The 22,373-nt window shown below is 61.6% G+C and carries 22 protein-coding genes and 1 pseudogene; 12 read left to right on the top strand and 11 right to left on the bottom strand.

The genetic code is table 11. From position 1 onward, the window contains the following. Positions 1-70: 70 nt before the first annotated feature. The 3 genes from adh to NKH93_RS26710 all read right to left on the bottom strand — a co-directional run bounded on the left by adh (position 71) and on the right by NKH93_RS26710 (position 4,211). Positions 71-1,588 carry an aldehyde dehydrogenase gene (gene adh, locus NKH93_RS26720; protein WP_352973569.1) on the bottom strand — a complete coding sequence of 506 codons (1,518 nt, stop codon included), beginning with the start codon at positions 1,586-1,588 and terminating at the stop codon, positions 71-73. Positions 1,589-1,733: 145 nt separating this feature from the next. Continuing rightward, positions 1,734-2,702: a helix-turn-helix domain-containing protein gene (locus NKH93_RS26715; protein WP_352453031.1), complete on the bottom strand. Its 969-nt coding sequence runs from the start codon at positions 2,700-2,702 to the stop codon at positions 1,734-1,736. 606 nt (positions 2,703-3,308) lie between these two features. Then, positions 3,309-4,211 (bottom strand): LysR substrate-binding domain-containing protein, encoded by a 903-nt coding sequence (locus NKH93_RS26710; RefSeq protein WP_352508726.1) that lies wholly within the window; start codon positions 4,209-4,211, stop codon positions 3,309-3,311. A 100-nt stretch (positions 4,212-4,311) separates the two neighbouring features. Here NKH93_RS26710 and NKH93_RS26705 point away from each other — a divergent pair, with 100 nt between their 5' ends. From NKH93_RS26705 to NKH93_RS34370, 8 genes are all read left to right on the top strand, one after another. After that, positions 4,312-5,526 carry a trans-sulfuration enzyme family protein gene (locus NKH93_RS26705; protein ID WP_352466284.1) on the top strand — a complete coding sequence of 405 codons (1,215 nt, stop codon included), beginning with the start codon at positions 4,312-4,314 and terminating at the stop codon, positions 5,524-5,526. A gap of 24 nt (positions 5,527-5,550) precedes the next feature. Continuing rightward, positions 5,551-7,149 (top strand): ABC transporter substrate-binding protein, encoded by a 1,599-nt coding sequence (locus NKH93_RS26700; RefSeq protein ID WP_352973568.1) that lies wholly within the window; start codon positions 5,551-5,553, stop codon positions 7,147-7,149. A gap of 9 nt (positions 7,150-7,158) precedes the next feature. Beyond that, a complete protein-coding gene (locus NKH93_RS26695; RefSeq protein WP_352973567.1) occupies positions 7,159-8,094 on the top strand; it encodes an ABC transporter permease in 936 nt (311 codons plus the stop codon). Between the two features lie 2 nt (positions 8,095-8,096). Further along, a complete protein-coding gene (locus NKH93_RS26690) occupies positions 8,097-8,990 on the top strand; it encodes an ABC transporter permease (protein WP_023680719.1) in 894 nt (297 codons plus the stop codon). Further along, positions 8,987-9,985 carry an ABC transporter ATP-binding protein gene (locus NKH93_RS26685; protein ID WP_352797478.1) on the top strand — a complete coding sequence of 333 codons (999 nt, stop codon included), beginning with the start codon at positions 8,987-8,989 and terminating at the stop codon, positions 9,983-9,985. The genes NKH93_RS26690 and NKH93_RS26685 overlap by 4 nt, the downstream gene beginning before the upstream one ends. Further along, positions 9,985-10,971: an ABC transporter ATP-binding protein gene (locus NKH93_RS26680; RefSeq protein ID WP_352453304.1), complete on the top strand. Its 987-nt coding sequence runs from the start codon at positions 9,985-9,987 to the stop codon at positions 10,969-10,971. Before NKH93_RS26685 ends, NKH93_RS26680 begins: the two co-directional genes overlap by 1 nt. 374 nt (positions 10,972-11,345) lie before the next feature. Beyond that, the gene (locus NKH93_RS26675) at positions 11,346-11,606 is read left to right on the top strand and encodes a hypothetical protein (protein WP_352973566.1); all 261 of its coding nucleotides are present in this window, start codon (positions 11,346-11,348) and stop codon (positions 11,604-11,606) included. After that, positions 11,603-11,932 carry a TetR/AcrR family transcriptional regulator C-terminal domain-containing protein gene (locus tag NKH93_RS34370; RefSeq protein ID WP_502894623.1) on the top strand — a complete coding sequence of 110 codons (330 nt, stop codon included), beginning with the start codon at positions 11,603-11,605 and terminating at the stop codon, positions 11,930-11,932. Before NKH93_RS26675 ends, NKH93_RS34370 begins: the two co-directional genes overlap by 4 nt. Before the next feature lie 151 nt (positions 11,933-12,083). Here the strand turns inward: NKH93_RS34370 and NKH93_RS26665 are convergent, their stop codons facing one another. Next, positions 12,084-13,529: a hypothetical protein gene (locus tag NKH93_RS26665; protein ID WP_352973565.1), complete on the bottom strand. Its 1,446-nt coding sequence runs from the start codon at positions 13,527-13,529 to the stop codon at positions 12,084-12,086. A gap of 229 nt (positions 13,530-13,758) precedes the next feature. On the opposite strand from NKH93_RS26665, the gene NKH93_RS26660 reads away from it, so the two are divergent. Then, positions 13,759-14,070: a hypothetical protein gene (locus tag NKH93_RS26660; RefSeq protein ID WP_352973564.1), complete on the top strand. Its 312-nt coding sequence runs from the start codon at positions 13,759-13,761 to the stop codon at positions 14,068-14,070. On the opposite strand, the gene NKH93_RS26655 is transcribed toward NKH93_RS26660, so the two are convergent. The 5 genes from NKH93_RS26655 to NKH93_RS26635 all read right to left on the bottom strand — a co-directional run bounded on the left by NKH93_RS26655 (position 14,067) and on the right by NKH93_RS26635 (position 19,419). Further along, positions 14,067-14,816 carry an amino acid ABC transporter ATP-binding protein gene (locus NKH93_RS26655; RefSeq protein WP_352973563.1) on the bottom strand — a complete coding sequence of 250 codons (750 nt, stop codon included), beginning with the start codon at positions 14,814-14,816 and terminating at the stop codon, positions 14,067-14,069. The two genes, NKH93_RS26660 and NKH93_RS26655, sit on opposite strands and share 4 nt — an antisense overlap. 44 nt (positions 14,817-14,860) lie before the next feature. Next, positions 14,861-15,916: an amino acid ABC transporter permease gene (locus NKH93_RS26650; protein ID WP_352453297.1), complete on the bottom strand. Its 1,056-nt coding sequence runs from the start codon at positions 15,914-15,916 to the stop codon at positions 14,861-14,863. Positions 15,917-15,955: 39 nt separating this feature from the next. Beyond that, positions 15,956-17,071, bottom strand: a complete 1,116-nt coding sequence (locus NKH93_RS26645) for an amino acid ABC transporter permease (RefSeq protein ID WP_352973562.1) — start codon at positions 17,069-17,071, stop codon at positions 15,956-15,958. Positions 17,072-17,141: 70 nt separating this feature from the next. Then, positions 17,142-18,182: a transporter substrate-binding domain-containing protein gene (locus tag NKH93_RS26640; RefSeq protein ID WP_352973561.1), complete on the bottom strand. Its 1,041-nt coding sequence runs from the start codon at positions 18,180-18,182 to the stop codon at positions 17,142-17,144. 22 nt (positions 18,183-18,204) lie between these two features. Then, a complete protein-coding gene (locus NKH93_RS26635) occupies positions 18,205-19,419 on the bottom strand; it encodes a trans-sulfuration enzyme family protein (RefSeq protein WP_352973560.1) in 1,215 nt (404 codons plus the stop codon). Between the two features lie 80 nt (positions 19,420-19,499). Between NKH93_RS26635 and NKH93_RS26630 the strand changes: the two genes are divergently transcribed. Continuing rightward, complete coding sequence (locus tag NKH93_RS26630) at positions 19,500-20,396, top strand: LysR family transcriptional regulator (protein WP_352692752.1); 897 nt, start codon at positions 19,500-19,502, stop codon at positions 20,394-20,396. Positions 20,397-20,448: 52 nt separating this feature from the next. Next, a pseudogene (locus NKH93_RS26625) lies at positions 20,449-21,123 on the top strand (IS6 family transposase). Positions 21,124-21,387: 264 nt separating this feature from the next. Here NKH93_RS26625 and NKH93_RS26620 read toward each other — a convergent pair. Beyond that, positions 21,388-21,678, bottom strand: coding sequence for a hypothetical protein (locus NKH93_RS26620; protein WP_352720567.1), 291 nt, complete (start codon positions 21,676-21,678; stop codon positions 21,388-21,390). Between NKH93_RS26620 and NKH93_RS26615 the strand changes: the two genes are divergently transcribed. Beyond that, entirely contained in the window at positions 21,628-21,948 is a 321-nt protein-coding gene (locus NKH93_RS26615) for a hypothetical protein (RefSeq protein WP_352720575.1), read from the top strand. The two genes, NKH93_RS26620 and NKH93_RS26615, sit on opposite strands and share 51 nt — an antisense overlap. Positions 21,949-22,082: 134 nt before the next feature. Here NKH93_RS26615 and NKH93_RS26610 read toward each other — a convergent pair whose 3' ends face one another. After that, entirely contained in the window at positions 22,083-22,373 is a 291-nt protein-coding gene (locus NKH93_RS26610) for a hypothetical protein (RefSeq protein ID WP_352797488.1), read from the bottom strand.

Here is a 22,373-nt window from a genome sequence, read left to right as displayed (position 1 = left end):
AGTCTAATCCGGTTTCCAGTCATTATGGGCGCGGCCCCTCGCGGGCCGCGCCTGTGAGACAAAGAGGTGATCAGAAGAAGCCGAGCTTCTTCGGGCTATAGCTGACCAGCATGTTCTTGGTCTGCTGATAGTGGTCGAGCATCATCTTGTGTGTCTCGCGGCCGATGCCAGACTGCTTGTAGCCGCCGAAGGCCGCATGCGCGGGATAGGCGTGGTAGCAGTTGGTCCAGACGCGGCCGGCCTGGATCGCACGGCCGAAACGATAGGCACGGTTGCCATCGCGGGTCCAGACCCCGGCCCCGAGGCCGTAAAGCGTGTCGTTGGCAATGCTGAGCGCTTCGTCATCGTCCTTGAAGGTCGTGACAGAAACCACCGGCCCGAAGATCTCCTCCTGGAAGATGCGCATCTTGTTGTGGCCCTTGAACACCGTAGGCTTCATGTAGTAGCCGCCGGCGAGATCGCCGGGCAGGACGTTGCGGGCGCCACCGGTCAGCACCTCCGCGCCTTCCTGGCGGCCGATGTCGATATAGGACAGGATCTTCTCCAACTGCTCGGATGATGCCTGGGCGCCAATCATCGTCGCCGGATCGAGCGGATCGCCCTGCACGATCGCCTCGACGCGCTTGAGGGCGCGTTCCATGAACGTATCGTAGATCGATTCATGGATGAGCGCGCGGCTCGGGCAGGTACAGACCTCGCCCTGGTTTAGCGCAAACATGACGAAGCCTTCGATCGCCTTGTCGAAGAAATCGTCATCCTCGGCGACAACATCCTTGAAGAAGATGTTTGGCGATTTGCCGCCCAATTCCAGTGTTACGGGGATAAGGTTCTGGCTGGCATATTGCATGATCAGCCGGCCCGTCGTGGTCTCGCCGGTAAAGGCGATCTTGGCAATGCGCGGCGACGACGCGAGCGGCTTGCCGGCTTCGAGGCCGAAGCCGTTGACAATGTTGAGCACACCCGGCGGCAGCAGATCGCCGATAAGGTCGGCCCACAGCAGGATGGCAGCCGGGGTCTGCTCGGCAGGCTTCAGCACGACGCAGTTTCCCACGGCAAGCGCGGGAGCAAGCTTCCAGCATGCCATCAGCAGCGGAAAGTTCCAGGGGATGATCTGGCCGACCACACCGAGCGGCTCATGGAAATGATAGGCGACGGTGTCGTCGTCGATCTGGGAAAGGCTCCCTTCCTGGCCGCGCACGGCGCCGGCAAAATAGCGGAAATGGTCGATGGCCAAGGGCAGGTCGGCGGCGGTTGTTTCACGGATCGGCTTGCCATTGTCCCATGTTTCAGCGCATGCGAGAAGATCGAGGTTCTCCTCCATGCGGTCGGCGATGCGATTGAGGATGAGTGAGCGCTCGGCCACGCTGGTGCGCCCCCAGGCGTCCTTGGCGGCATGGGCAGCGTCTAAAGCCGCCTCGATGTCCTGGGCATCCGAGCGAGCCACCTCGCAGAGCAACTGACCATTCACCGGCGAGAAGTTTTCGAAATAACGGCCCGAACGCGGCTCGGCCCATTTGCTACCGATGAAATTGCCGTAGCGCTTATCGAAGGGCGCCTTGACCGGGCGTGAGAATTCTACCTTGTTCATGTGTCTTCCTCCCAAGGCTGACGCCGCGGAATGCGACGCTTCGGGAAGACACTTGCGATCTCCCACCGCTATTGCCAATACGCCGGGGACAGTGGGCGGGCGGGATGTGTCGCAGAATTGCGACAGTCATGCGACGTTTCAAAAGTCAGTGGGACCTGTGGACGTCCAGGCGGTTGAGCTTGCGGTGAAGCGTGGCGCGACTGATGCCGAGCGCATGGGCCGCGGCCGAGACATTTCCGTCTGCCCGCGCCAGCGCCCGCTGCAGGACGCCGCGCTCCGCCTCGGCGAGGACTTCGGGGCCGCTCTCGGCCCAACCGAGCAGATCGGCCGCAGGCATCGGCTTGTCGAGACACTGTTGCGTAATTCCAAGCGCCAGGCGAGCCGAACGGGTCGCGCCGACCACAAGGTCGTCCGCATCAACCGCGATCAACGCGCCGGAACCCTTGTCGGGCACCGGCGCCAGCAGAATGCGCGCCTTGGGGAATGCCATCTTGAAGTTCTCCGCCTCGATCCGACGCGCCGCGTCGACGACGGCCATAGAAATAAGGTTGGAGAAGACCTCGGTCAGATCAGCCCGGCAGGAAGACACGTCAAGCGCAGCCACAAGGTCTCCACGGTGATCATAGATCGGAGCCGTGGTGCAGCTCAGCCCGGTGTTGCGCGTGTGAAAATGCTGATCACGGTGGATCGTCAGGACGCGCTGTTCCACCAGGCAGGTGCCGATACCATTGGTGCCCTCGCTCTCCTCGTTCCAGACGGACCCTGTCCATAACCCCCAGGAACGAAACGTCTCGTCGTCCACAGGCGCGCCGCGCCGTTCGACCGGCACGCCGTCGCGATCGGCGAGCAGGACGCAGCATCCAACGCCGCCCACCGCAAGATAGAGCCGGTCCAGGCTTGATTGAGCAACCCGGACGAGCGGCCCGATGCGTTGCCGGGCCTGTCCCAATTCCGCCTCTGTCAGGTAGCGTGGGGGGCTGCAATCGGCCGGATCGAGCCGGTGCAGACTGGAAGACCGTCGCCAGGAAGCGACCAGCGCGGACTTCGCCGCCGCGTCCGAAGCGATCGCGGCCTGAACGCGGTCGGCGTGATGACCGGATAGATCCTCACCCATGCTTGTCCTCCCAAGCCCAGTTCTTCCTTTCGGCTACTAGACCACGGTTGCTTCAAGACAAGGCAACGCGGGTGTCGTATCAGATTTCGCTTTCTATCAACGCACTGTCAATTCGACAGAAGAACCAGACATCCTCTATGTTTTCCTGTCAGTCAGTGACGTTTGGCCAATGGATAGTCGTCCTCGCCTGTGCATTCTCTCTCTTCCAGGCAACCTTTCGGTTAATCCCCTAAAAGCCTATCGGCATGAACTGGGCATTCATTGATCTAGAGCAAAGACGACCGACCATAATCAGCCGCGGGACCGTGCGGAACAATACGGGAAGATTTCTGATTTTGGCCAACGAAAACGCCAATAAAATCAACGGTCACGGGTACGTCTCCGGCAAAGACGAGTAGCGACGTGCGCATCGGAGGGGCGACGGACGGCGGAACGTTCCGCTGCAAATTTCGGGGGTTCGAGTCGCTAGAGCGCTACCGCCTTCCTCACACTCATCGAACTCCCAGTTCCAATTTCGCTGCTGCGGCTGAGCGAGGCGCGCTATCCTAATTGCGGCCTGGCGGGTGACGGCATGGGGCCCAGAAGCCGACGTTCACGAAAGTGAAGTCAAGTTTGGACAGCCCCATCAATTTCCAATGCGATACGCATCAGCTGCTCGACAAAGTCGCTAACTACTCTCGATGGACGTCGGTTGGGTGGCAACAACAGAAGGGTTCGGAAGGAGATTCCCGGGAGAAATGGACGGAGGCTGAGGTTTCCGTTGAGATAGGGAAGGGCAGTTAAAGGATTGACCATTCCGCATCCAAGCCCCGCATTGACCATCGAGCAGATGGTGGTGGAATAGGGGGTTTCTAGAACCACTTTGGGCTTGATGCCGTGATCAGCGAAGATGGCCTCTGCTTCCCGTCTCGTAGTGTCCTCCGGAGCCAACGCGATGAAGGCCTGCCCATGGAGATCGGCGGGACGGATCACTTCCCTCCCCTCTAGCGGATGGCCCTTGGGCATGGCGATCGCGACCCGGTAGTTCCGGAATGGGTGGGCTTCGACGCCCGCAAGATCGATCTCGTCCGCCGCCAGGCCGACGTCGAACTGGCCGGAGGCGACGAGTTCTTTGACTTCCGAGGATAGCCTTGCCTGAAAGGTGATCGCAACGTCAGGGTGACGGTGTTGAAATGCCTTTAATGCCTTTGGCATTACATTCGTACTTAATGCGGAGAGACTTGCGATCCGGATTTCCCCCGAACCGAAGTCGCGAATCCGCGCCGCGGCCCCTTTCAAATGGATGAGGCCGGAGAATGAGGTCTCCACTTCCCTGAAAAACAGGTTGCCTTCTGCCGTCGGCGACATCCGTCCTTTGATGCGGTGGAAGAGCGCGAAACCGATGTCGCGCTCCAGTTCTTGGACGGCCTTGCTCACCGCAGGTTGTGAGATGCGTAGTATCTCCGCGGCGCGTGAGGCGGTTCCAATCGTCATCACGGCGTGGAAGACCTCGATCTGGCGAAGATTCATGGCGCACCTATAACCTGAGAGAATAGCACATCCCGATCTTGATATTGGACGGAATAGGTTTTGTCATGCTGTAACTGTCTCCAACACATGAGGAGCAAGCATGAACGATCTCACCCAATGCGTTGTGACCCCCAAAGTCAAAACAGACGGCTTCGAGGCTCTGGGTGCAGCCGTCCATCGGGCTTCGACGATCGTATTCGCGGATGCCGCAGCCTACGCCACTCGCGGCCAGCGAGGGCCTGACGGCTATTCCTACGGCCTCTACGGCACCCCGACGACGCGTACACTGGAGCAAAAGATCACTCAGCTCGAGCAGGGTCACCGGACGCTTCTCGCGCCATCGGGCCAGGCCGCAAACGCAATCGCAATGCTCGCCGTCCTCAATGCCGGAGACAAGGTACTGGTGGCGGACACGGCCTATCCCCCGGTCCGTGATTTTGTGAACACCGATCTGGCAAAGTTTGGCGTCCGAGCGGAGTACTACGATCCCACTTCGCCCGAGGGGCTCGAACGTCGGATCAACGGGAACACGAAACTGGTGTGGTGCGAGTCCCCCGGTTCGACGACCATGGAAGTCCAGGATCTGCCGCGGATTGCCGAGATCGCGCATCGGCACGGCGCGCTCGTCGGATTCGACAACACCTGGGCGACCCCTCTTAACTTCAAGCCCCTCGTACATGGGGCCGACATCGTGACCGAAGCGCTCACCAAATATATCTCGGGCCATTCCGACGTGCTGATGGGATCGATCACGGTGGCTTCCGAGCAGCTTTTCAACGCGCTCAAGGCGACTATGGGGCGCGCCGGGATCGGCGTTTCCCCCGACGACGCCTCTTTGGTGTTGCGGGGCATGGAGACTCTTGGCGTGCGAATGAAACACGCGCACGACGGCGCGACGGCGATGATCAACTGGTTCCGCGGCCACCCAGCCGTCGAGCGTGTGCTCTACCCCGCCCTGCCGTCTTGTCCCGGGCACGAATTCTGGAAGCGCGACTTCCTCGGCGCGAGCGGAGTGTTCAGCGTGGAATTGGTTCCCGAAGCACTGCTGCACGTGCCGGAGGCGCTCAATACGCTAGAGACGTTCGCCATCGGCGCCTCGTGGGGTGGGACACGCAGCCTCGTTGCCCCCATGCCCGTGAAGAGCAACCGCTCCGCGACGACCTGGAGTGGGCAGGACCTCCTTCTGCGGTTCAGCGTGGGGTTGGAATCGCACGACGATCTCATGGCCGATCTCGAGAAAATGTTGGCCCAAATCCAAGCACGGATCGACGACGAGCGGTTCGGCAAAGAAAACATCCGGCAATCAATGCTGTGAGTGAACACAAAAAGGGGAATGACAATGAACAACAACAACGAATTCATGCGAATAGACAGGCGCTCCTTCCTGGCGGGCGTCTCAAAACTGCTGGGAGTTTCGGCGCTATCCTCCATCCTGCCGTCAATCGTTGCGGCATCAGAGGTTAAGGACACGCTTCGCATCGCGATCGCCAAGTCCGCCGGGGATATCAATCCTCACAAATACACCGGCGTGTGGGGCGTTCAGGACCTCGTTTTCGAGCCGCTGGTTAAATACGGCCATGACGGTAAGATCGAGCCAGGGCTGGCGACCGAATGGTCGGTCGAAGACGGGGGCAGGCTGCTTAAGCTCACGTTGCGCAAGGGCGTGACTTTCCACGACGGCACTCCGTTCGACGCCGCGGCGGTGGAATGGAACCTGAAGAGGTGGATCGGACTCGAAGCGAACAACTGGATGAATTCGTCCCGGCTTTACGCCGGAACGGACATCGTCGACGACGATCACGTCAACGTCCGGTTCAAGGAACCGGTCCTCGGCCTGCTCCAGGAGTTCGCTTACGTCCGGCCAGTCAGGCTCCTCAGCCCCAAGTCGGTCTCTGGGGACGGTAGCTATAAGGCACCCGTCGGCACGGGACCGTGGCATCAAGCGACCGCCGGGAATGAGGGCAGTGCCTTCGAGCGCTTCGACGCCTACTGGGGTGACAAACCCTCTTTCAAATATCTTGAGGTAAAAGTCCTTCCGGACTCGCGCGGCCGCATGGCAGCGTTGCGCGCGGGCGACGTGGATCTGATCGGCGGAGCGTTTGTGTCGCCTTTGACCGCAACGGAAGCAGAGACGCTGAAGGGAGCGGGCATCGACGTCGTCATCCATCCCGGCACCACCACAATGATTATGGCCTTCAACACTTCCCGCGTCGAAGCGCTGAGGGACCCGAAAGTCCGCAAGGCGATCAACCTCGGCATCGACCGGGCTGCGATCTCGCAAGTGCTTTACCGCGGTCTGGCGACCTCCACTGGCAACCTGTTCTCCGAAACCGTTCCGTATTCGGGGAAGCGCTTCGATGTGCCTAGGCGGGATACCGAGACCGCAAAGTCGCTGCTCGAGGAGGCAGGCTGGGTCGGGGGGCCTGTCAGGCAGAAGGACGGCAAGGACCTTGCCATTGAACTGGTCGTTAGCGAGGAGCAAGTACCGGGGTCCCGATCCGTCGCGGAAGTGATCCAGTCCGAGCTCCAGGAGATTGGCGTCACGCTCACGATCCGCTCGGTGGATCATGCGTCGCGGCACAGCGACATTCCGGAGCGCAAGTTCGATCTCGCTTTCTTCCAGACGTTCGGCGCGCCATACGAACCTTTCGGGACTGTGGTGGGCCTGTTCCTATCCACCTATGACAACGGCGTGGACGGCAAGCTCTTCATCGACCCCGAGCACCTCGATCCGTTGGTGCTCGCCGCGATGTCCGCGCCCGAAGGCGAGATGGAAGCAGCTCTACAGAAGGTCTATGACTGGCTGCACGACAACGACGCCATCGCGCCGCTGCTCTTCGTTCCGGGCATATGGGCGCATGCCGCTCGGGTGAAGGGCTTCCAGAGCCCCGCGACCGAGTACGACATGCCCTACGAGAATATCACACTGGCGGAGTAGGATACGGCCGTGTTCGCCTTCATCGCTAAAAGGGCCCGCAACGCAGTCTTGTTGCTGTTTCTGGCGTCCGTTCTATGCTTCGCGCTCGTGGTATCCGCTCCGGGCAACGTGGCGATACTCATCGCCGAGCTGCGGACGCCGACGGCCACCAAAGCCGATATCGCCAAGGTCGAGGAGGAATTGGGGCTCAACAAGCCGCTTCTCGAACGCTACGGCTTCTGGCTGAACGGAGCGATCCACGGCGACTTCGGCATTTCCTACAAGACGGGCGAGGCGGTCGGCGCGTCCCTCAAGAGCCGCCTTGCCGCGACCGCCACCCTCGTTGCGGGCGGAGCGGTCGTGGCTTTCTTGCTGAGCCTGTTCGTCGGCTTCGTAGGCGCGCTCTGGGCACATAGGGCGCCAGACGTGGTCACCCGAGGGAGCGCTCTTCTGGGCGCTTCGACTCCGTCCTTCTTCGTCGGAGCACTGCTGGTCTACGCCTTTTCGGTCACGTGGCACGTCTTTCCGACCTTCGGGTTTGCCGGACCCGTCAGTTGGGTGCTTCCATGGCTCACTCTGGGATTTCTTCCCGCAGCAGTTCTGAGCCGCGTCATCCGAGTTGGCTTCGAGGAGGCGATGGCCAAACCCTATGTCCTAACGGCCATGAGCAAAGGACTGTCAAGGACGAGTATTCTGGTTCGCGACGCGATCCCGAACATCGCGCCGACGTACTTGAACGCCTTGGGAACGCAGATCGGGACGATGGTCGTGGGCGCGGTCGTTGTCGAACCTCTGTTCGCTTGGCAGGGCATCGGCGACCTCTTCCTGACCGGGGTGAGATTCCGCGACTTCATGGTCGTGCAGGCCTGCCTTCTGGTCTTCATCACGTTCTTCATCATCCTGAACGTCGTGGTCGACATCTGCATTACGCTGACCGATCCGCGCCTTAGACTTCAAAGGAGCTGAACATGCAGCCAGTCAGACCACTCCTGAAGGCCATTGGCGCCTTCCCGCGCTCGGCGGTATTTACTATCGGCGCGTTCGTTCTGTTGGGACTGCTCGCACCCTACATCGCGCCACATGATCCCAATGCGCAAGACCTGCTGATCGCTGGCCAGGGCCCGACGCTCGCCCATCCCTTCGGAGTCGACCATCTCGGGCGCGATACATTGAGCAGGTTGATTGTGGCGGCTCGGACGTCGCTGGTCGGAGTCTGTCTCGTCCTTGTGTGCGCGCACGCCATCGGCATCGCCATCGGCACGATTGCCGGATACCGGCGGGGCTGGACGGACGAACTGCTGATGCGCATCGTTGACGTCGGCCAGGCAATCCCCAGCCTCATCGTCTCACTTGCGGTGATCGGCATTGCCGGAGTCAGCTACTGGAACATGATCCTCGCGCTCGCGCTCGCCTGGTGGCCGGGTAGCGCCCGCATTAGCCGGGCGGTGGCTGTCAACACCATGAACAAGCCCCACATGGAGGCCCTAAGAGTATTGGGCGCAAGTCCCGTTCGCATTTACTTTGTCCATCTTCTTCCCACGACGATCGGGGCGGTGCTCGTATATGCCACGGCCGACGCCGGAGCAGTCGCGCTCGCAATCGCAACGTTGAGCTTCCTCGGGCTGGGCATCCAGCCGCCGACGCCTGAATGGGGACAGATGTTGGTCGACGCGCTTCCATATCTCGAGTCCGATCCGCGCCAGGTCATCCTGCCGGGACTGACCCTGACTTTAGCTGTCATCGGATTCAACATCCTCGGTGAAGCGGTCGCCCTCAACAGAGTTCCGAAGCCGCTGACCTCCCGGATGCTCGCGGCCCGCCGCCGGGTAACCGCATTCTGGGCCAAGGAGGCACGGCCATGAGTTCTGAACCGATACTCCGCGTCAAAGATCTGACCATAGACCTGCTGACGGCGCATACCGTGGTCCGCCCAGTCGACGGAGTAGCCTATGAACTGAGCCGCCGAGAGACCCTCGCGATTGTGGGAGAAAGCGGTAGCGGCAAAACGGTCACCTGCTTTGCGCCTCTCGGCCTGATGCCCGTGGGCGTCCAGGCGGATATATCGGGCACCATTTTGTTCGACAGCCGCCAGCTCGTCGGATCGGACAATGAAACGCTTCGCAGCCTGCGCGGAAAATCCATTGGCTTCATTTTCCAGGACCCGATGAGCGCGCTCAATCCCGCCCGCCGGGTCGGACGGCAGATAGCCGAAGTAGCCGAGCTTCACCTCGGCATGACCGCAAGAGCTGCGGAAACCCGGGCGCTTGAACTTATCAAGATGGTCGGGATGTCCGACCCCGAAATACGCCTCAAGCAGTATCCCCATGAGCTTTCGGGCGGTCTCCGACAGCGTGTCATGATCGCAATCGCCATTGCCGCCGAGCCGACACTTCTCGTAGCCGACGAGCCGACCACCGCGCTCGACGTGACGGTCCAGGCGCAAATCCTCCGACTGCTGAAGGAAATCCAGTCCAGAATGGACATGGCCATGATCTTGATCACGCATGACATGGGTGTCGTGGCGGGCGCGGCCGACCGCGTAATGGTGATGTACGCGGGGCGCCACGTCGAAACCGGACCGACCGAGCGTGTACTCTCTCAGCCGCAGCATCCCTATACGATGGGCCTCATCGAGGCAATTCCGAGGAAACAGGACGCAATCGGATCGCGTTTCCGTGGATTGCCGGGCGTTCCGCCCATCCTTGGCGCGCCGATCACAGGGTGCGCTTTCATGCCCCGCTGCGGATGCGCTGTGGATGCCTGCGGCGAGCGGCGACCGCCGTTCTTGCCGACGGCAGTTCCGGGTGTGTCAGCCGCCTGTCCCGTTCTGAATATTCGGGCGAAGGAGTGCGCATAATGAGCGCGGTACTCGAAGTCGAGCATCTGGTCACCAGCTTTCCAAGCGCCAAACGTGGCCAAACGATCAAAGCGGTAAACGACGTCTCAATCCACCTCAATCAAGGCGAGATCGTCGGCTTGGTGGGGGAGTCTGGCTGCGGCAAGTCCACGCTCGGCCGTTCGATCGTCGGCTTGGAAAAACCCCAATCCGGACGTGTCGTTTTTGATGGCATCGACCTCGGCTCCTTGAGTGGACGCCGTCTGCGGGAAGCGCGTCGGGCAGTTCAGTACGTGTTCCAGGACCCCTATGCATCGCTGAATGATCGCCAAACTGTGGGCGAAGCCATAAACGAAGCCCTCATCATTGCAGGTTTGCGTTCGCAAACGGAACGCGAGGGGAGGATCGCTGAGCTCCTCAACCAAGTCGGTCTGGCGACGACGGTCCGGGACAGATTCACCCGTGAACTCTCAGGCGGCCAGAGGCAACGCATCGCGATCGCGCGCTCGCTGGCCGTAGAGCCGCGGGTTTTAATCTGCGACGAACCGGTCAGCGCGCTAGACTTGTCTATACGGGCGCAGGTCATGAACCTATTCCTCGACCTCAGAGAGAAGCTCGGCGTGTCCTGCCTCTTCATCGCGCATGACCTCGCGCTTGTCCGGCAGGCGGCGAGCCGGGTCTACGTGATGTATCTCGGCAAGGTGGTGGAAAGCGGTAGCTCGGAAGAGGTCTACCGGAATCCGAGCCATCCCTACACCCAACTCCTTCTCGCGTCTGTCCCCGAGGCTGATCCTGCCACCGAACGTCGGCGCAACCCTCCGTTGATCACGGGCGAAATCCCAAGTCCGACGAATCCGCCCTCCGGCTGTTTCTTCAGGACGCGGTGTCCCCTTTCAGTGGAAGCTTGTGCGGAGGCTGAGCCTGTGTCGCAAGAAGTAAGCTCAATGCACAAGGCGGCGTGCAGGTTCGCCGGCGACCTATTCGCGAAGCGGGTCTCGGCCGCATGATTAAACGTCAGATCTAGCTGAGCGTGCGGGACCTGATGCGTTGCGCATTCTGGTGGCGAAGCAGAGATTTGCGCTCCTTCCTTCCGGTACCGGGCCGGCAGTGAGTGGGAAAGCGCTCTGTCGGCAGCCCTGGTTACTCAGGCGGGCCGAGAGGAACCTCTTGCCGGTTATTATTCCGCTTCTTGTAGCGTTGGCTTAAGTGCCTGCCATTGCTCGTGAGACATGGTTGGCAGGTCAAACTGGTTGCGAGTGGTCGAATAAGCCGTTATCATTCTGGGCGGCATCGTCTGCCAGATCGTGCAGCTGGTTGTTTCGATCCGCGACCGCGAGATGCTTCGTGTCACCGGCGATCCCTGGGACGGTCGCACACTGGAATGGTCCACGGCGTCGCCGCCGCCGGCCTGGACTTTGCCGTCTTGCCGCATGTGGCCGAGCGCGACAGCTACTGGGTCGCGAAGCAACGCGCCAACGCACAGCAAGCTCAACCGGTGCCACCGCGCCCGTACGAGCCGATCGAAGTACCGAAGAACAGTCCAGTCGGGGTCGTCAACGCCTTCTTTGCCGTCGTCATTGGTTTCGCCCTGATCTGGCACATCTGGTGGATGGCCGGGCTGGGGCTGATCGGCACCTTTTGACGATCCTCATCTTCGCGTTTCGGGGTGAGGACCCCGCCAGCGCCGATGCCGGCGCCCTCGTGCTGGCCATCGCGACGCTCAGCTTTCTCGGCCTGGGCGTTGCACCGCCGACGCCGGAATGGGGCCAGATGCTTGTCGACGGCATGAGCTACATCGAGGAGTTTCCGCGCCTCGATGTCGTGCCGAACGAACTGATCGTCCAGTTCGTCGTGGGTGCCTTTCTGTCGGTGCTGATCTGGTGGCTCGACGGCGGCGCCAAATTGCCGCCGCAACAAGTCGACCAGATCTTCCGGCGTCTGGCCACCGAGGGCGTCCCGTCGGCTTAGATATCAGGCCGAAGAACTGTGAAGCAGTCAGTTGTGCTGCCGGCGTTGCCAATTCACCAACCACCGGCTTTGTTCGACGCATGTCCTTGAGGTCGCGATACACCGCCGTGAGGTCTATCGACCAACGCCTCCGATACGTGGCTTGCGGCCGTCAGACGGCCGTCGGCGTGGACAGCAGCCACAGCCCGAAAACCGTATATCCGACCATAAAAACGGTCAGCGGAAATTGGCTGAGCGCCGCGCGGCTGCGCGCCGGATGCAAACGGAACGCCAGCCCATGCGCGACCAGAACGGCAAGTATATGGCCGCCGATGATCGCCGCCGCCTGAAAGTTCCAGATGATCCACGCTGCATCGGAGCCCATGATCACTCCCGCCCCGACATTCATGTGCGCCGTGCCGAATAGGTTCCATCCCCGATCAAACGGATCCGAAATAGCGACGAGCGCATTCTGGCCGTTCACCAGGAGGGCCGTCAGATAGTGGGAAAAATGATAGGCGAGCGCGATCGGGACGATCGACCAGACAAGGAGCCCGACCGCTTTTCCGAAAGAGATGCTCCCGGCCAACCGCTCACCGACAAACACTGCGGCGAAGAACACGGCGACAAGTGCGATAAACATCAGCACAAGACCGGCGCTGTTGATTCCAACTAATGCCGAGCGCCCCGGAAATTCGAGCGGATTGACACCATTCGCGCCCAGCCAAGAGAAGGTCTTCGACAGACCGTCGAAGGACACCGAGCTCAACGTCAGCAACAGAAAGAGCATACCGCTCGCCGGTAAGGCTTGCGCGCTCCACAATTTCGCTCCAGGCCAGCAGAGTGAGAGGGCGCGCCCCCCGCTTGGGTGGTCCGGCGTCGTTTCGACGATGGCGAAGTGTGACACCATGCGGAAGAACGCGGACAGAAACTCGCCGCGCCGGCTCCAGCCTTCGTAGCCGAAGATGATCATGCAGACGAAGGTCGAGAGCCAGTAGGCCATGAGAGCGAACGCAAGCCGCGCCGGATCTTCGGGCGCCGGATAGATCAGCTCGAACCAGGCGAAGCTTGCAAACAAAATCAACGCCGGCCAGTAAGCCAGTCCTTGTGGCATTGTGCGATCGCGGAATGCCGGGAAGACGCTGGAGAAAATGCGCCACGGCCCGTACCACGGGTTTGTCCACGACCAAACATTGCCGAATACGCCCTGAAGCAATGTCAGTCCGACCCAGACCAGCGTCCACACCGTTAGCGGAAGTGGATTCGACAGCGGATCTCGGCTGCCGAGAATTCCCGCCGCCACGAGTATGGCGAGAACCGCGAAGGCGAGCGTGCTGATCCAAATGCGCGCGGCGTCGCCGAATTGACCAATTGGCAGGCGGGATGCCGAAATGCGTTCGAGCAGCCTGGGCGGGAGGACAGCCAGAACCAGAAAACTCGCGGCTACGGCCACCGCCCCGCCCACGACATAATATCCGGTCGGCAGGAGCATGACATAGCCGCGCTCGGAAGCATGGGCAAAGGCTGGGGTTGTGAAATGCGGCACGAGGGCAGCAGCTGATAATGCGATGCCCAACGCTCTCGCAGAGATGCTTTTATGTTCGCTGTCCGCCGCCATCCATCCGTCTTGCCACATGGCATTTGCGAAGGAAAGCGGACTACTGCTCGCGCAAGTGGAGGTGCCAAAGTGGGTGCCCGACTTCGTGCTAGCCCCCAAAGCCCGCTTGGTGAACAGGTCGTATGATGCAGCTACGACTTCGAGTCGAGAGTTGCGTTGTGGACGACGTTCTCGTCCTCTGCCGTCTGCTGCAATACGTGGCAGCTGTGCCTGCGCCGGCCGGCGGCGCATGATCTTCGAAACAGGACCGGAGCGCCCACCGCCAGGATCGTCGACGTGCAGAAGTTGTGGGCCGAACATCTACCAATGGCCGGAACTCGCGGCGCTGTCGATCCTGTTTCGCGAACGCCTGGTGTATTCCTTCGAGAGTCGGCCGCGCTTGTTCGACATTATCTCGCGCAGCATCGAAGGCGTCGCCGGCCTGATCCTGGGCCGGCGTCGCGGTCTGGCAGGTCGCTGCGCGCTGACCAGGCCCGGATGGATTTCTGATTTGCGTCTGCCCATCCGGCCGGCGCATGGGCTGGCGGGAGAGGTTCGCTAGTTCAGGATCTGGGCAAGAAACAGTTTGCTGCGCTGGTGACGCGGATGCGAGAAGAATTCGGAGGGCGTGTTCATCTCGACGATCTCGCCCTGGTCCATGAAGACGACGCGGTCGGCGACCTGGCGGGCAAATCCCATCTCATGGGTGACGCACAGCATCGTCATGCCATCGTCGGCCAGCGCGACCATGGTGTCGAGCACTTCCTTGACCATTTCAGGATCGAGGGCGGAGGTCGGTTCGTCGAAGAGCATGATCTTCGGGCTCATGCAGAGCGCACGGGCGATGGCGACGCGCTGCTGCTGGCCGCCGGACAACTGGCCGGGATATTTATGCGCCTGGTCCGGGATCTTCACCCGCTCCAGATAGTGCATGGCGGTCTGCTCGGCTTGCCCGCGCCGCATCCTGCGCACCCAGATCGGCGCCAGTGTCAGGTTTTCCAGAATGGTCAAATGCGGGAACAGGTTGAAGTGCTGGAACACCATGCCGATGTCACTGCGGATTACGTCGATCTTCTTCAAATCGTTGCTGAGTTCGACACCTTCGACGACGATCTGCCCCTGCTGATGCTCCTCCAGCCGGTTGATGCAGCGGATCATCGTCGACTTGCCCGAGCCGGACGGACCGCAGATCACCAGCTTCTCGCCGCGATGGACGGTCAGGTTGATATTCTTCAGCACATGGACGTTTCCGTACCACTTATTCATGCCGGTCATTTGGATAGCGGGCGGAGCGCTGGGATCGGTCATGGACGGAGCGCGCGTTGGGGCGGACGATAACATCAAGGCATTTCCTAGTGAGCGGTCGGGCCGCGCCGCTCCAGGAAGTCGGCGAAGCGGGCGAACGAGAAGGAGAGCGCGAAGAAGATCGCGCCGATGAACAGGAATGTCTCGGCCGCCGGCGACGGCCAGTCCGGGTCAGCCAGCGCCGCTTTACCGGAGCTGATCAGGTCGAAGAGACCGACGACCAGGACAAGGCTGGTGTTCTTGATCATGACGATGATGGTGTTGGCCAGCGCCGGGATCGCCACCCGGATCGCCTGCGGCAGGATGACGAGATATTGCGTGCGCCAGAAGGGCAGGCCGAGCGCTGCCGCAGCCTCGTACTGGCCATTCGGGATGGCCTGCAGGCCGCCGCGGATCACCTCGGCGAGATAAGCCGCGGCGAAGATGGTGAGCGCGACCAGCGCGCGCACGAATTTGTCGGGCAACAGGGCCTCGGGCAGGAACAGCGGCATCATGATCGACGCCACGAACAGGATGGACAAGAGCGGCAGTCCGCGCACCGATTCTATCAGGACCACGGCGCCGATGCGTATCGCTGGCATGGTCGAGCGCCTGGCCAGCGCCAAGAGAATGCCGACCGGGAAGGCGACGCCGATGGCAACGACGGTGAGGATGAGCGTCACCGGCAGGCCGCCCCAGGACGAGGTCGGAACCTCGGTCAGGCCGATGCCGCCGCCCATCAGCCAGAAGATCAGCACGAACGCTGCCACCCAGAGCGCCAGCAGCCGCAGGGCCCAACTGGCGGGCCGCACCGACCAGGCAAGCAGCGCCAGGATGAGCAGGCAGACGATCGCCGGGCGCCAGCGTTCGTCGAGCGGATAGATGCCGAACAGCAACTGCCCGGACTTGGCGTAGATGAAGCTCCAGCAGGCTCCGGTGGCAACCCGGCAGGCGCCTGGATTGGGGTCGAACAGCACGGCGTCGATTATTAGCCAGCGCAGCATCGGCGGTACCGTGGCGACGAGCAGAACGCCGAACAACAGCGTCAGGGCGGCATTGAGCGGCGTGCCGAACAGGAGCTTGGCTGACCGCCGCAAGGCGCCGAAGCGGATCTGTCCTGGCATTGGCTCGGCCGGAAGGGAAAGAGACACGGCCTTCATAGTTCAGCGCTCCACGATGGCGATGCGACGGTTGTACCAATTGGCCGCGCTTGACAGGCTCAGGTTGAGGGCGAGATAGACGCCGAGGATGATGAAGACGCCCTCGATCGAATGGCTGGACTTGCTGATGATGGTGTTCATCACCGCAAGGAAGTCGGGATAGCCGACCGCGATCGCCAGCGTCGAATTCTTGACGACGTTGATGTATTGGCTGTTGAGCGGCGGGACGATCACCCGCAGCATCTGCGGGATGATGATCAGACGCAATATTTTGCCGCGTGGCAGGCCGAGCGAATGACCTGCATCCCACTGACCGCGGCCGACCGAAAGCACGCCGCCACGCACGATCTCGGCGACGAAGCCGGTGGTGTAGATGGTCAGCCCGATGAGGATGGTGCTGAGTTCGGGCGTCAGGTCCTTGCCGCCTTTGAAGTTCGACCCAGTGAAGGTCGGCCAGTCGACGGAGAACTTCGCATCGGCAAGCCAGAGCCCGGCAATGCCAACCGTAAGGATCGCCGGCGCGGTCAGCGGTGGCAGCCATCCTCTTCTCGCCGCCGCCCAGCCAGCGGCCGCCAGTGCCAGGGCGAGAGCAATGACGAGCAATCCCGCGGTGGCGACGTCCATGCTGACGGCCGGCACCACAAAGCCGCGCATCGAGGCGTAAACGCCTGGCAGCGGATTGAGCGCTTCGCCGACCGGCGGCAGCACCTTCCACCACAGCGAATAGAGAAAGATCAGAAGCACGATCGGCGGTGAATTGCGTGCAACCTCCACCCATACGCGGCAGGTGCCTGCCGCCAGGGGATTGCTGCTCAGCCGGGTGATGCCGACGACGAGGCCGAGCGCGGATGAAAAGACGATGACGAGGGCGGAGATGAAGACCGTATTGGCGAGCCCGGTCACGATCGCCCAGTAATACGGGTCCCGCGACTTATAGGTGAGGATCGCTTCGGAGATGACGATCCTGGATGGCATGGTCAGGAAATCGAAGCCGATCGGGATGCCGCGGGCCCTCAGATTGGCGAAGGTCGTGCTGACGAGCAGGGCAGCGAAAGCGGCAACCGCGGCCGCCAGGGCACACTGGATGATGATCGATCTGGTCTTGGCATCGCTCAGCATGTTGACCTCGAGGGTTCGCGGCGTTGGCAGGGAAGGGAAGCGCCGGGCCCGTTCCCCTCCATCATGCGGCTCAATCCCAGGGGAAAGGATAGTTGAGGCCCCCGTCCTTCCACAACGCGTTCAGACCGCGTTCGACCTTTAGCGGGCTGTCCTTGCCGAGATTGCGGTCCCAGATCTCGGCGTAGTTGCCCATTTGCTTGATGACGTTGTAGGCCCACTTATCGTCCAATCCGAGCGGCTTGCCGAAGCCGGGTTCCTCGCCGAGCACCCGTTTGACTTCCGGATTGCCCGACACAAGCTTTTCATCGATGTTCTGCGAGGTGACGCCGTTGGCCTCGGCCCAGAACAGGGCATTCAATGTCCAGCGCACGACGTCGAAGAGTTGATCGTCGCCGCGGGCGACCGCGACGCCATTGGGTTCGGCGGCTTTGCCGACCTTGATGATGTCGTAGTCGTCGGGGTTCTTGGCCACCGAAGCACGCTGTCCGGCTGCCGCAGTGCCGTCGGTGACGTATGAATCGCAGCGGCCGCCGAAGAAGGCGTCGCGCGCCTGAATGGTCGAGTCGTAATAGACTTTCTCCATCGCGATCCCGAACTCTTCCTCGGTTTCCTCGATCGCTTTCTCGGTCAGGCTGCCACCGCCTTGCAGACAGACGGTCTTTCCGTCGAGCAGTTTGGGCTCGGTAATATTGTCGGCCTTGCGCACGAGCATGCCGTCCGTGTCGTAGAGATTGATCCAGACGAAGCGGACAACCGTATCGCGACTGTAGGTGATGGTGGATGTGCGCGACAGAACGTCGATCTCTCCGGTCTGCAGCGCAGGAAAACGCTGGCCTGCGTTAAGCGGCACGTAACGGATCTTCTCCTTGTCGCCGAGGATGGCGACCGCGAAAGTGCGGCAGATATCGGAATCGAAGCCGCGATAATACCCCTTCTCGTCGGGCCGGGAGAGACCAGGCACGCCCTGGCTGGCGCCACAGCTGACGTAGCCGCGCTCCTTGATTTTGTTGATGACCGCCTGCGCGTTGGCGTTGCTGCCGCCCGAAGACAGGCTGGCCAGCCCTATCGCCAGACCCGTGAGCCATTTCAGACCTTGATGTTTCATAGTCATTCCCTTCTCGTTGAGGTTCTAATCATTCGGCGGCCTTGGCGTCGGCTGCTGCGGTTCCGTTGCGCCGGGCTTCAGCAAAGAGTTCGAAGGCCTGGGAAAGGTCGGCCAGAAGATCTTCGAGCGCCTCAAGGCCGATCGACAGGCGCCAGACCGGGCCGGGCTTCAGCCAATCGAGGCTGGCGCGCCCTTTGCGCGGATCGCTGACGGCAATCAGCGAATGCACGCCGCCCCAGCTTGCGCCGAGCCTGAACAGCCGCAGGCTGCGCAGGACATCGGATTGCAGTGGCGCCAGTTCCGGCCGCAGCACGAAGGAGAACACGCCCGCCGATCCGGCGAAGTCACGCTTCCAGATCGCGTGGCCGGGATGGCCAGGCTCCGCAGGATGCAAGATCTGCGCGACTTCCTGGCGTTCCGATAGCCAGGCGAGGATCTTCCGCGCGGTGGCGTCGGCATGACGCATGCGCAGCGGCATGGTCATCAGGCCACGCTCGCACAGCGCGCAATCCTCCGGCGAGACCCCGTAGCCGAGGAAGCGCGCCGTGTCCTTCAGGCGTCGGAACAGCGCCTCGTCGCGTACTGAGACTGAACCCATCAGGAGATCGCCATGGCCGCCGGCGTGCTTGGAAAGCGCCTGCATGGAGATGTCGACGCCATGGGCGAGCGGCTTGAACAGCAGATGCGATGCCCAGGTGTTGTCGGCCGCGACGAGCGCGCCGGCCTTGTGGGCCGCGGCTGTGATGGCGGGCACATCCTGGACTTCGAAGGTGGCCGAGCCAGGCGATTCTACCCAAACCAGCCGCGTTCTGCCGTCGATCATCGCCGCGATGCTTGCGTCCAGCCTTGCATTGTAGGAAACCGCCTCGATCCCGAGGGGGCCAAGAAAACGCTCGGCCATGTCGCGCGCCGGGCCATAGAGCGTCTCCGGGATCAGAACCCTTTCGCCGCCACGGCAGACAGCCATGGTCGCCAGCGTCATGGCCGCCATGCCCGACGGGACGACGAGAGCCCGCGAGCCGCATTCCAACACGGCGATATGATCTTCGAGCTGCCGGCTGGTCGGTGTGCCGTAAAGTCCGTAGCTGAACCCGTCGTACAGACGCTCGACGCGACGCTCGAACGATTCCAGATCGTCAAAGACCACGGTCGAGGCTCGCTCGACCGGCATCGCCACCGCCTGGAACGGTTCCTCGGAGCGCTTGGGAGGATGGACATGTGAAGTGTCGTCGCGTCGGTTCATGGGCGAAACTTAGCGGGCTCATCCATTGCCATCTATGACCGCAGAGATAAAGCTAATTCGCTTTTGATATGGGCCGCACTATGAACCTGCGCGACATCGATGTCTTCAACGCGATCATGATCACGCGCGGCGCCGGCGCGGCGGCCGCGCTGCTGGATACCTCGCAGCCGGCCATCAGCCGTTCGCTAGCCAAGCTAGAGGCCGAACTCGGCTTCAGGCTTTTCGACCGCATTCGTGGCAGGCTGGTGCCGACACGCGAAGGGGAGTTGTTCCATGCCGAGGTGAAAGCCAACCTGGTCGGGCTCGACCGGCTGAAGCTGCGGGCGGCCCAGATCAAGGAGGTCGGCACCGGTACCATCCGCGTCGCCTCCCTGTCGGCACTCGGGCATGGGCTGGTGCCGCGCGCCATCGTAGCGTTCTCGCACCGGCATCCGCAGGTGCGAATCAGCTATCAGGTCCGCACCTCCAATATCGTGCGCGACCTGGTCGCCTCTGGCAGTTTCGATATCGGGCTCGCGGCCGACGAGGTCGACACCAGCGGCGTGCTGCACAGCGTCTTCACCACACCGCGCGCCGTCTGCGTGATGCCGAAGAACCACCGGCTGGCGCGGAAGCAGATAATCACACCGGCCGATCTCGCCGACGAGGCCTTCCTGGCATTGTCGCCGGAAGATACGGCGCGGCTCGCGATGGACAAGATCCTGGCCGCGCATGGGGTGCGACCGCGCATCCTGATCGAAACGCCCTACGGCCTGACAATCGCCATCCTCGCAGCCAAGGGCATGGGGATCGGCTTGGTCAATCCCTCCGTCATTGCGGACGGCATGATCGGCAGTATTTTGGCCAGGCCATTCGAGCCAGCCGTCAATTTCCGCGCGCTACTCCTGCGCCCGCCGGACGGCATCAATTCGACTTTGATCACCGACTTCATTGGCGAACTCTATGCCGCTCGCAATATGCTATCGAGCGAGGCATAGGTGCGTTGTCACGGCAACCGCGTGTCAGGGATCGCTGCGATAGATGCGGGGGATGAACACTTCACAGATCAGCTACAAACGGCATCGGTTCCCACCCGAGATCATTGCCCACGCGCTGTGGCTGTATTATCGATTTCCGCTGAGCCTGCATCATGTCGAAGAAATGCTGCTCGAGCGCGGCATCGTCGTTTCCTACGAGACGATCCGTCGCTGGGGCAGGAAGTTCGGGCCGGACTACGCCCGGCACCTGCGCCGCAAGCAGCCCAGTTGAAATGATATCTGGCACCTCGACGAAGTCGCCATCACGATCGCCGGCAAGAAGCATTGGTTATGGCGCGCCGTCGACCAGGACGGCTATGTGTTCGACGAGATCGTCCAGACCCGGCGCAACACCAAGGCCGCCAAGCGCTTGCTGATACGGCTGTTGAAGAAGCAGGGCCAGGTGCTCAAGCGCATGATCACCGACAAGCTCGGCTCCTATGGAGCAGCGCGGCGTCAGGTCATGATGGACATCGAGCACCGGTCGCACAAGGGCTTGAACAACAGAGCGGAGACTTCGCATGTGCCACTGCGAAAACGAGAGCGGATGATGCAAGGTTTTCGATCACCGGGGAGCCTCCAGCGTTTCGTCTCGACCTTCTCTGCAGCCCGCAATCTCTTCGTCCCGCCCCGTTCAAAACGCGCCCCCTTTCAGATCCATCTTCACCGCCTGAATGCCGTGGCGTAATGGAAAGCTGCTGCCGGCGTGATCGCCTGAAATCATTCCCAAAAGTCACAACCACAGCCCATCTCCGTCTATGTGACATCACCGCCGACGCAGGTCCGCAGCAGTACTTGTGCAAGAGATCATCGATTCAGGGTGGCGGCATCGGCTTGTCACTGAGTGTGCGCAAGTACGCGATCAGGTCGACCCGTTCGGTCTCGTCCGAGACACCAGGTATCTCCATCTTAACGCCCGGCGTGGTGAGCATGGGCCCGAAGAGATATCTGTTCAGGTCCTCTTACCTCCACACGCCTTCCCAGCCGAGCAAAGCGTCGGAGTAACGCATTTTTGCCATGGATGCCTTATCGCGGCCGACGACGCTCCACAAGTTCGGTCCGTTTTGTTCCCTCCCAGTGGCTCGGCATTGTGGCAACGGTCACACGCGCGGGTGAAGTAGGTCCGGCCTTTCTCGACATCGGCAGAAGCCAACTTCGTTGAGATCGGGGCCGGTGTTGGCAAGACGACGCCGTGCGACATGAGATAGTCGGCAACTTCGCGTTGCCCCTGGCGTTTTGCCAGATGGAGTGGTGTCTTGCCGCCGGGCTCGACTGTGCGGTCATGCAGCGCGCGCCAGGGGTATCCGAGGCGCTGCAATTGCTACGCGGCTACCTCTGCACACTCGAAAAGCATCCACTCAACGGTTCTGTGGAAGCCCGTGAGATCATCCGCCGGCACATCTTCGATCTCGTTTTGCTCGCCATCACACCGCACGGCCCTTTGGGACAGACCAGTATGAGCGCGGTCGTCGCCGCGCGCCTGGCCGCCATAGTCGACTACATCACGGATTGACGGCAATCGTGGCATTCGCTCGCTCCGCGTCCGGCGGATTGGCGGCAGCGCCAGCTAAAGACGAGTAACGAAGGCCGCGGGGTGCGATTACCGATGAAGGCACGCCGTGATCAAAGACCCGATCCGGAGAAACGTCACTGCGAAGCACTTTCCGATACATCGGGCACGATGATGTAGCCCTGATCGATCAGTTGCAGCCTCGTTTCCTCGAAATGCCGCTTGAAGCCGCTCTTGATTTGCTCGGGTGGGTATCGCCAGCCATTCGCAAAGGCACGGCGCAAGAGATCGGAATAGACGCGGTCGCTGGCAAGCCTTACCGCTTCTATGGAGATTGGCGTTCCCACTGGCGTCGTTTCGCCGGAGAGACTTGGCGCGGTCGAAAGAGCCAGCACCAGCATGCCGGCGACTGCGGATGACTTTCTCAT

It is taken from the genome of Mesorhizobium sp. M0954 (assembly GCF_040319155.1).
In the GTDB taxonomy this organism is placed as follows: domain Bacteria; phylum Pseudomonadota; class Alphaproteobacteria; order Rhizobiales; family Rhizobiaceae; genus Mesorhizobium.
Note: the sequence above shows the minus strand (reverse complement) of the source record. Positions and strands in the feature narration are given on the sequence as shown.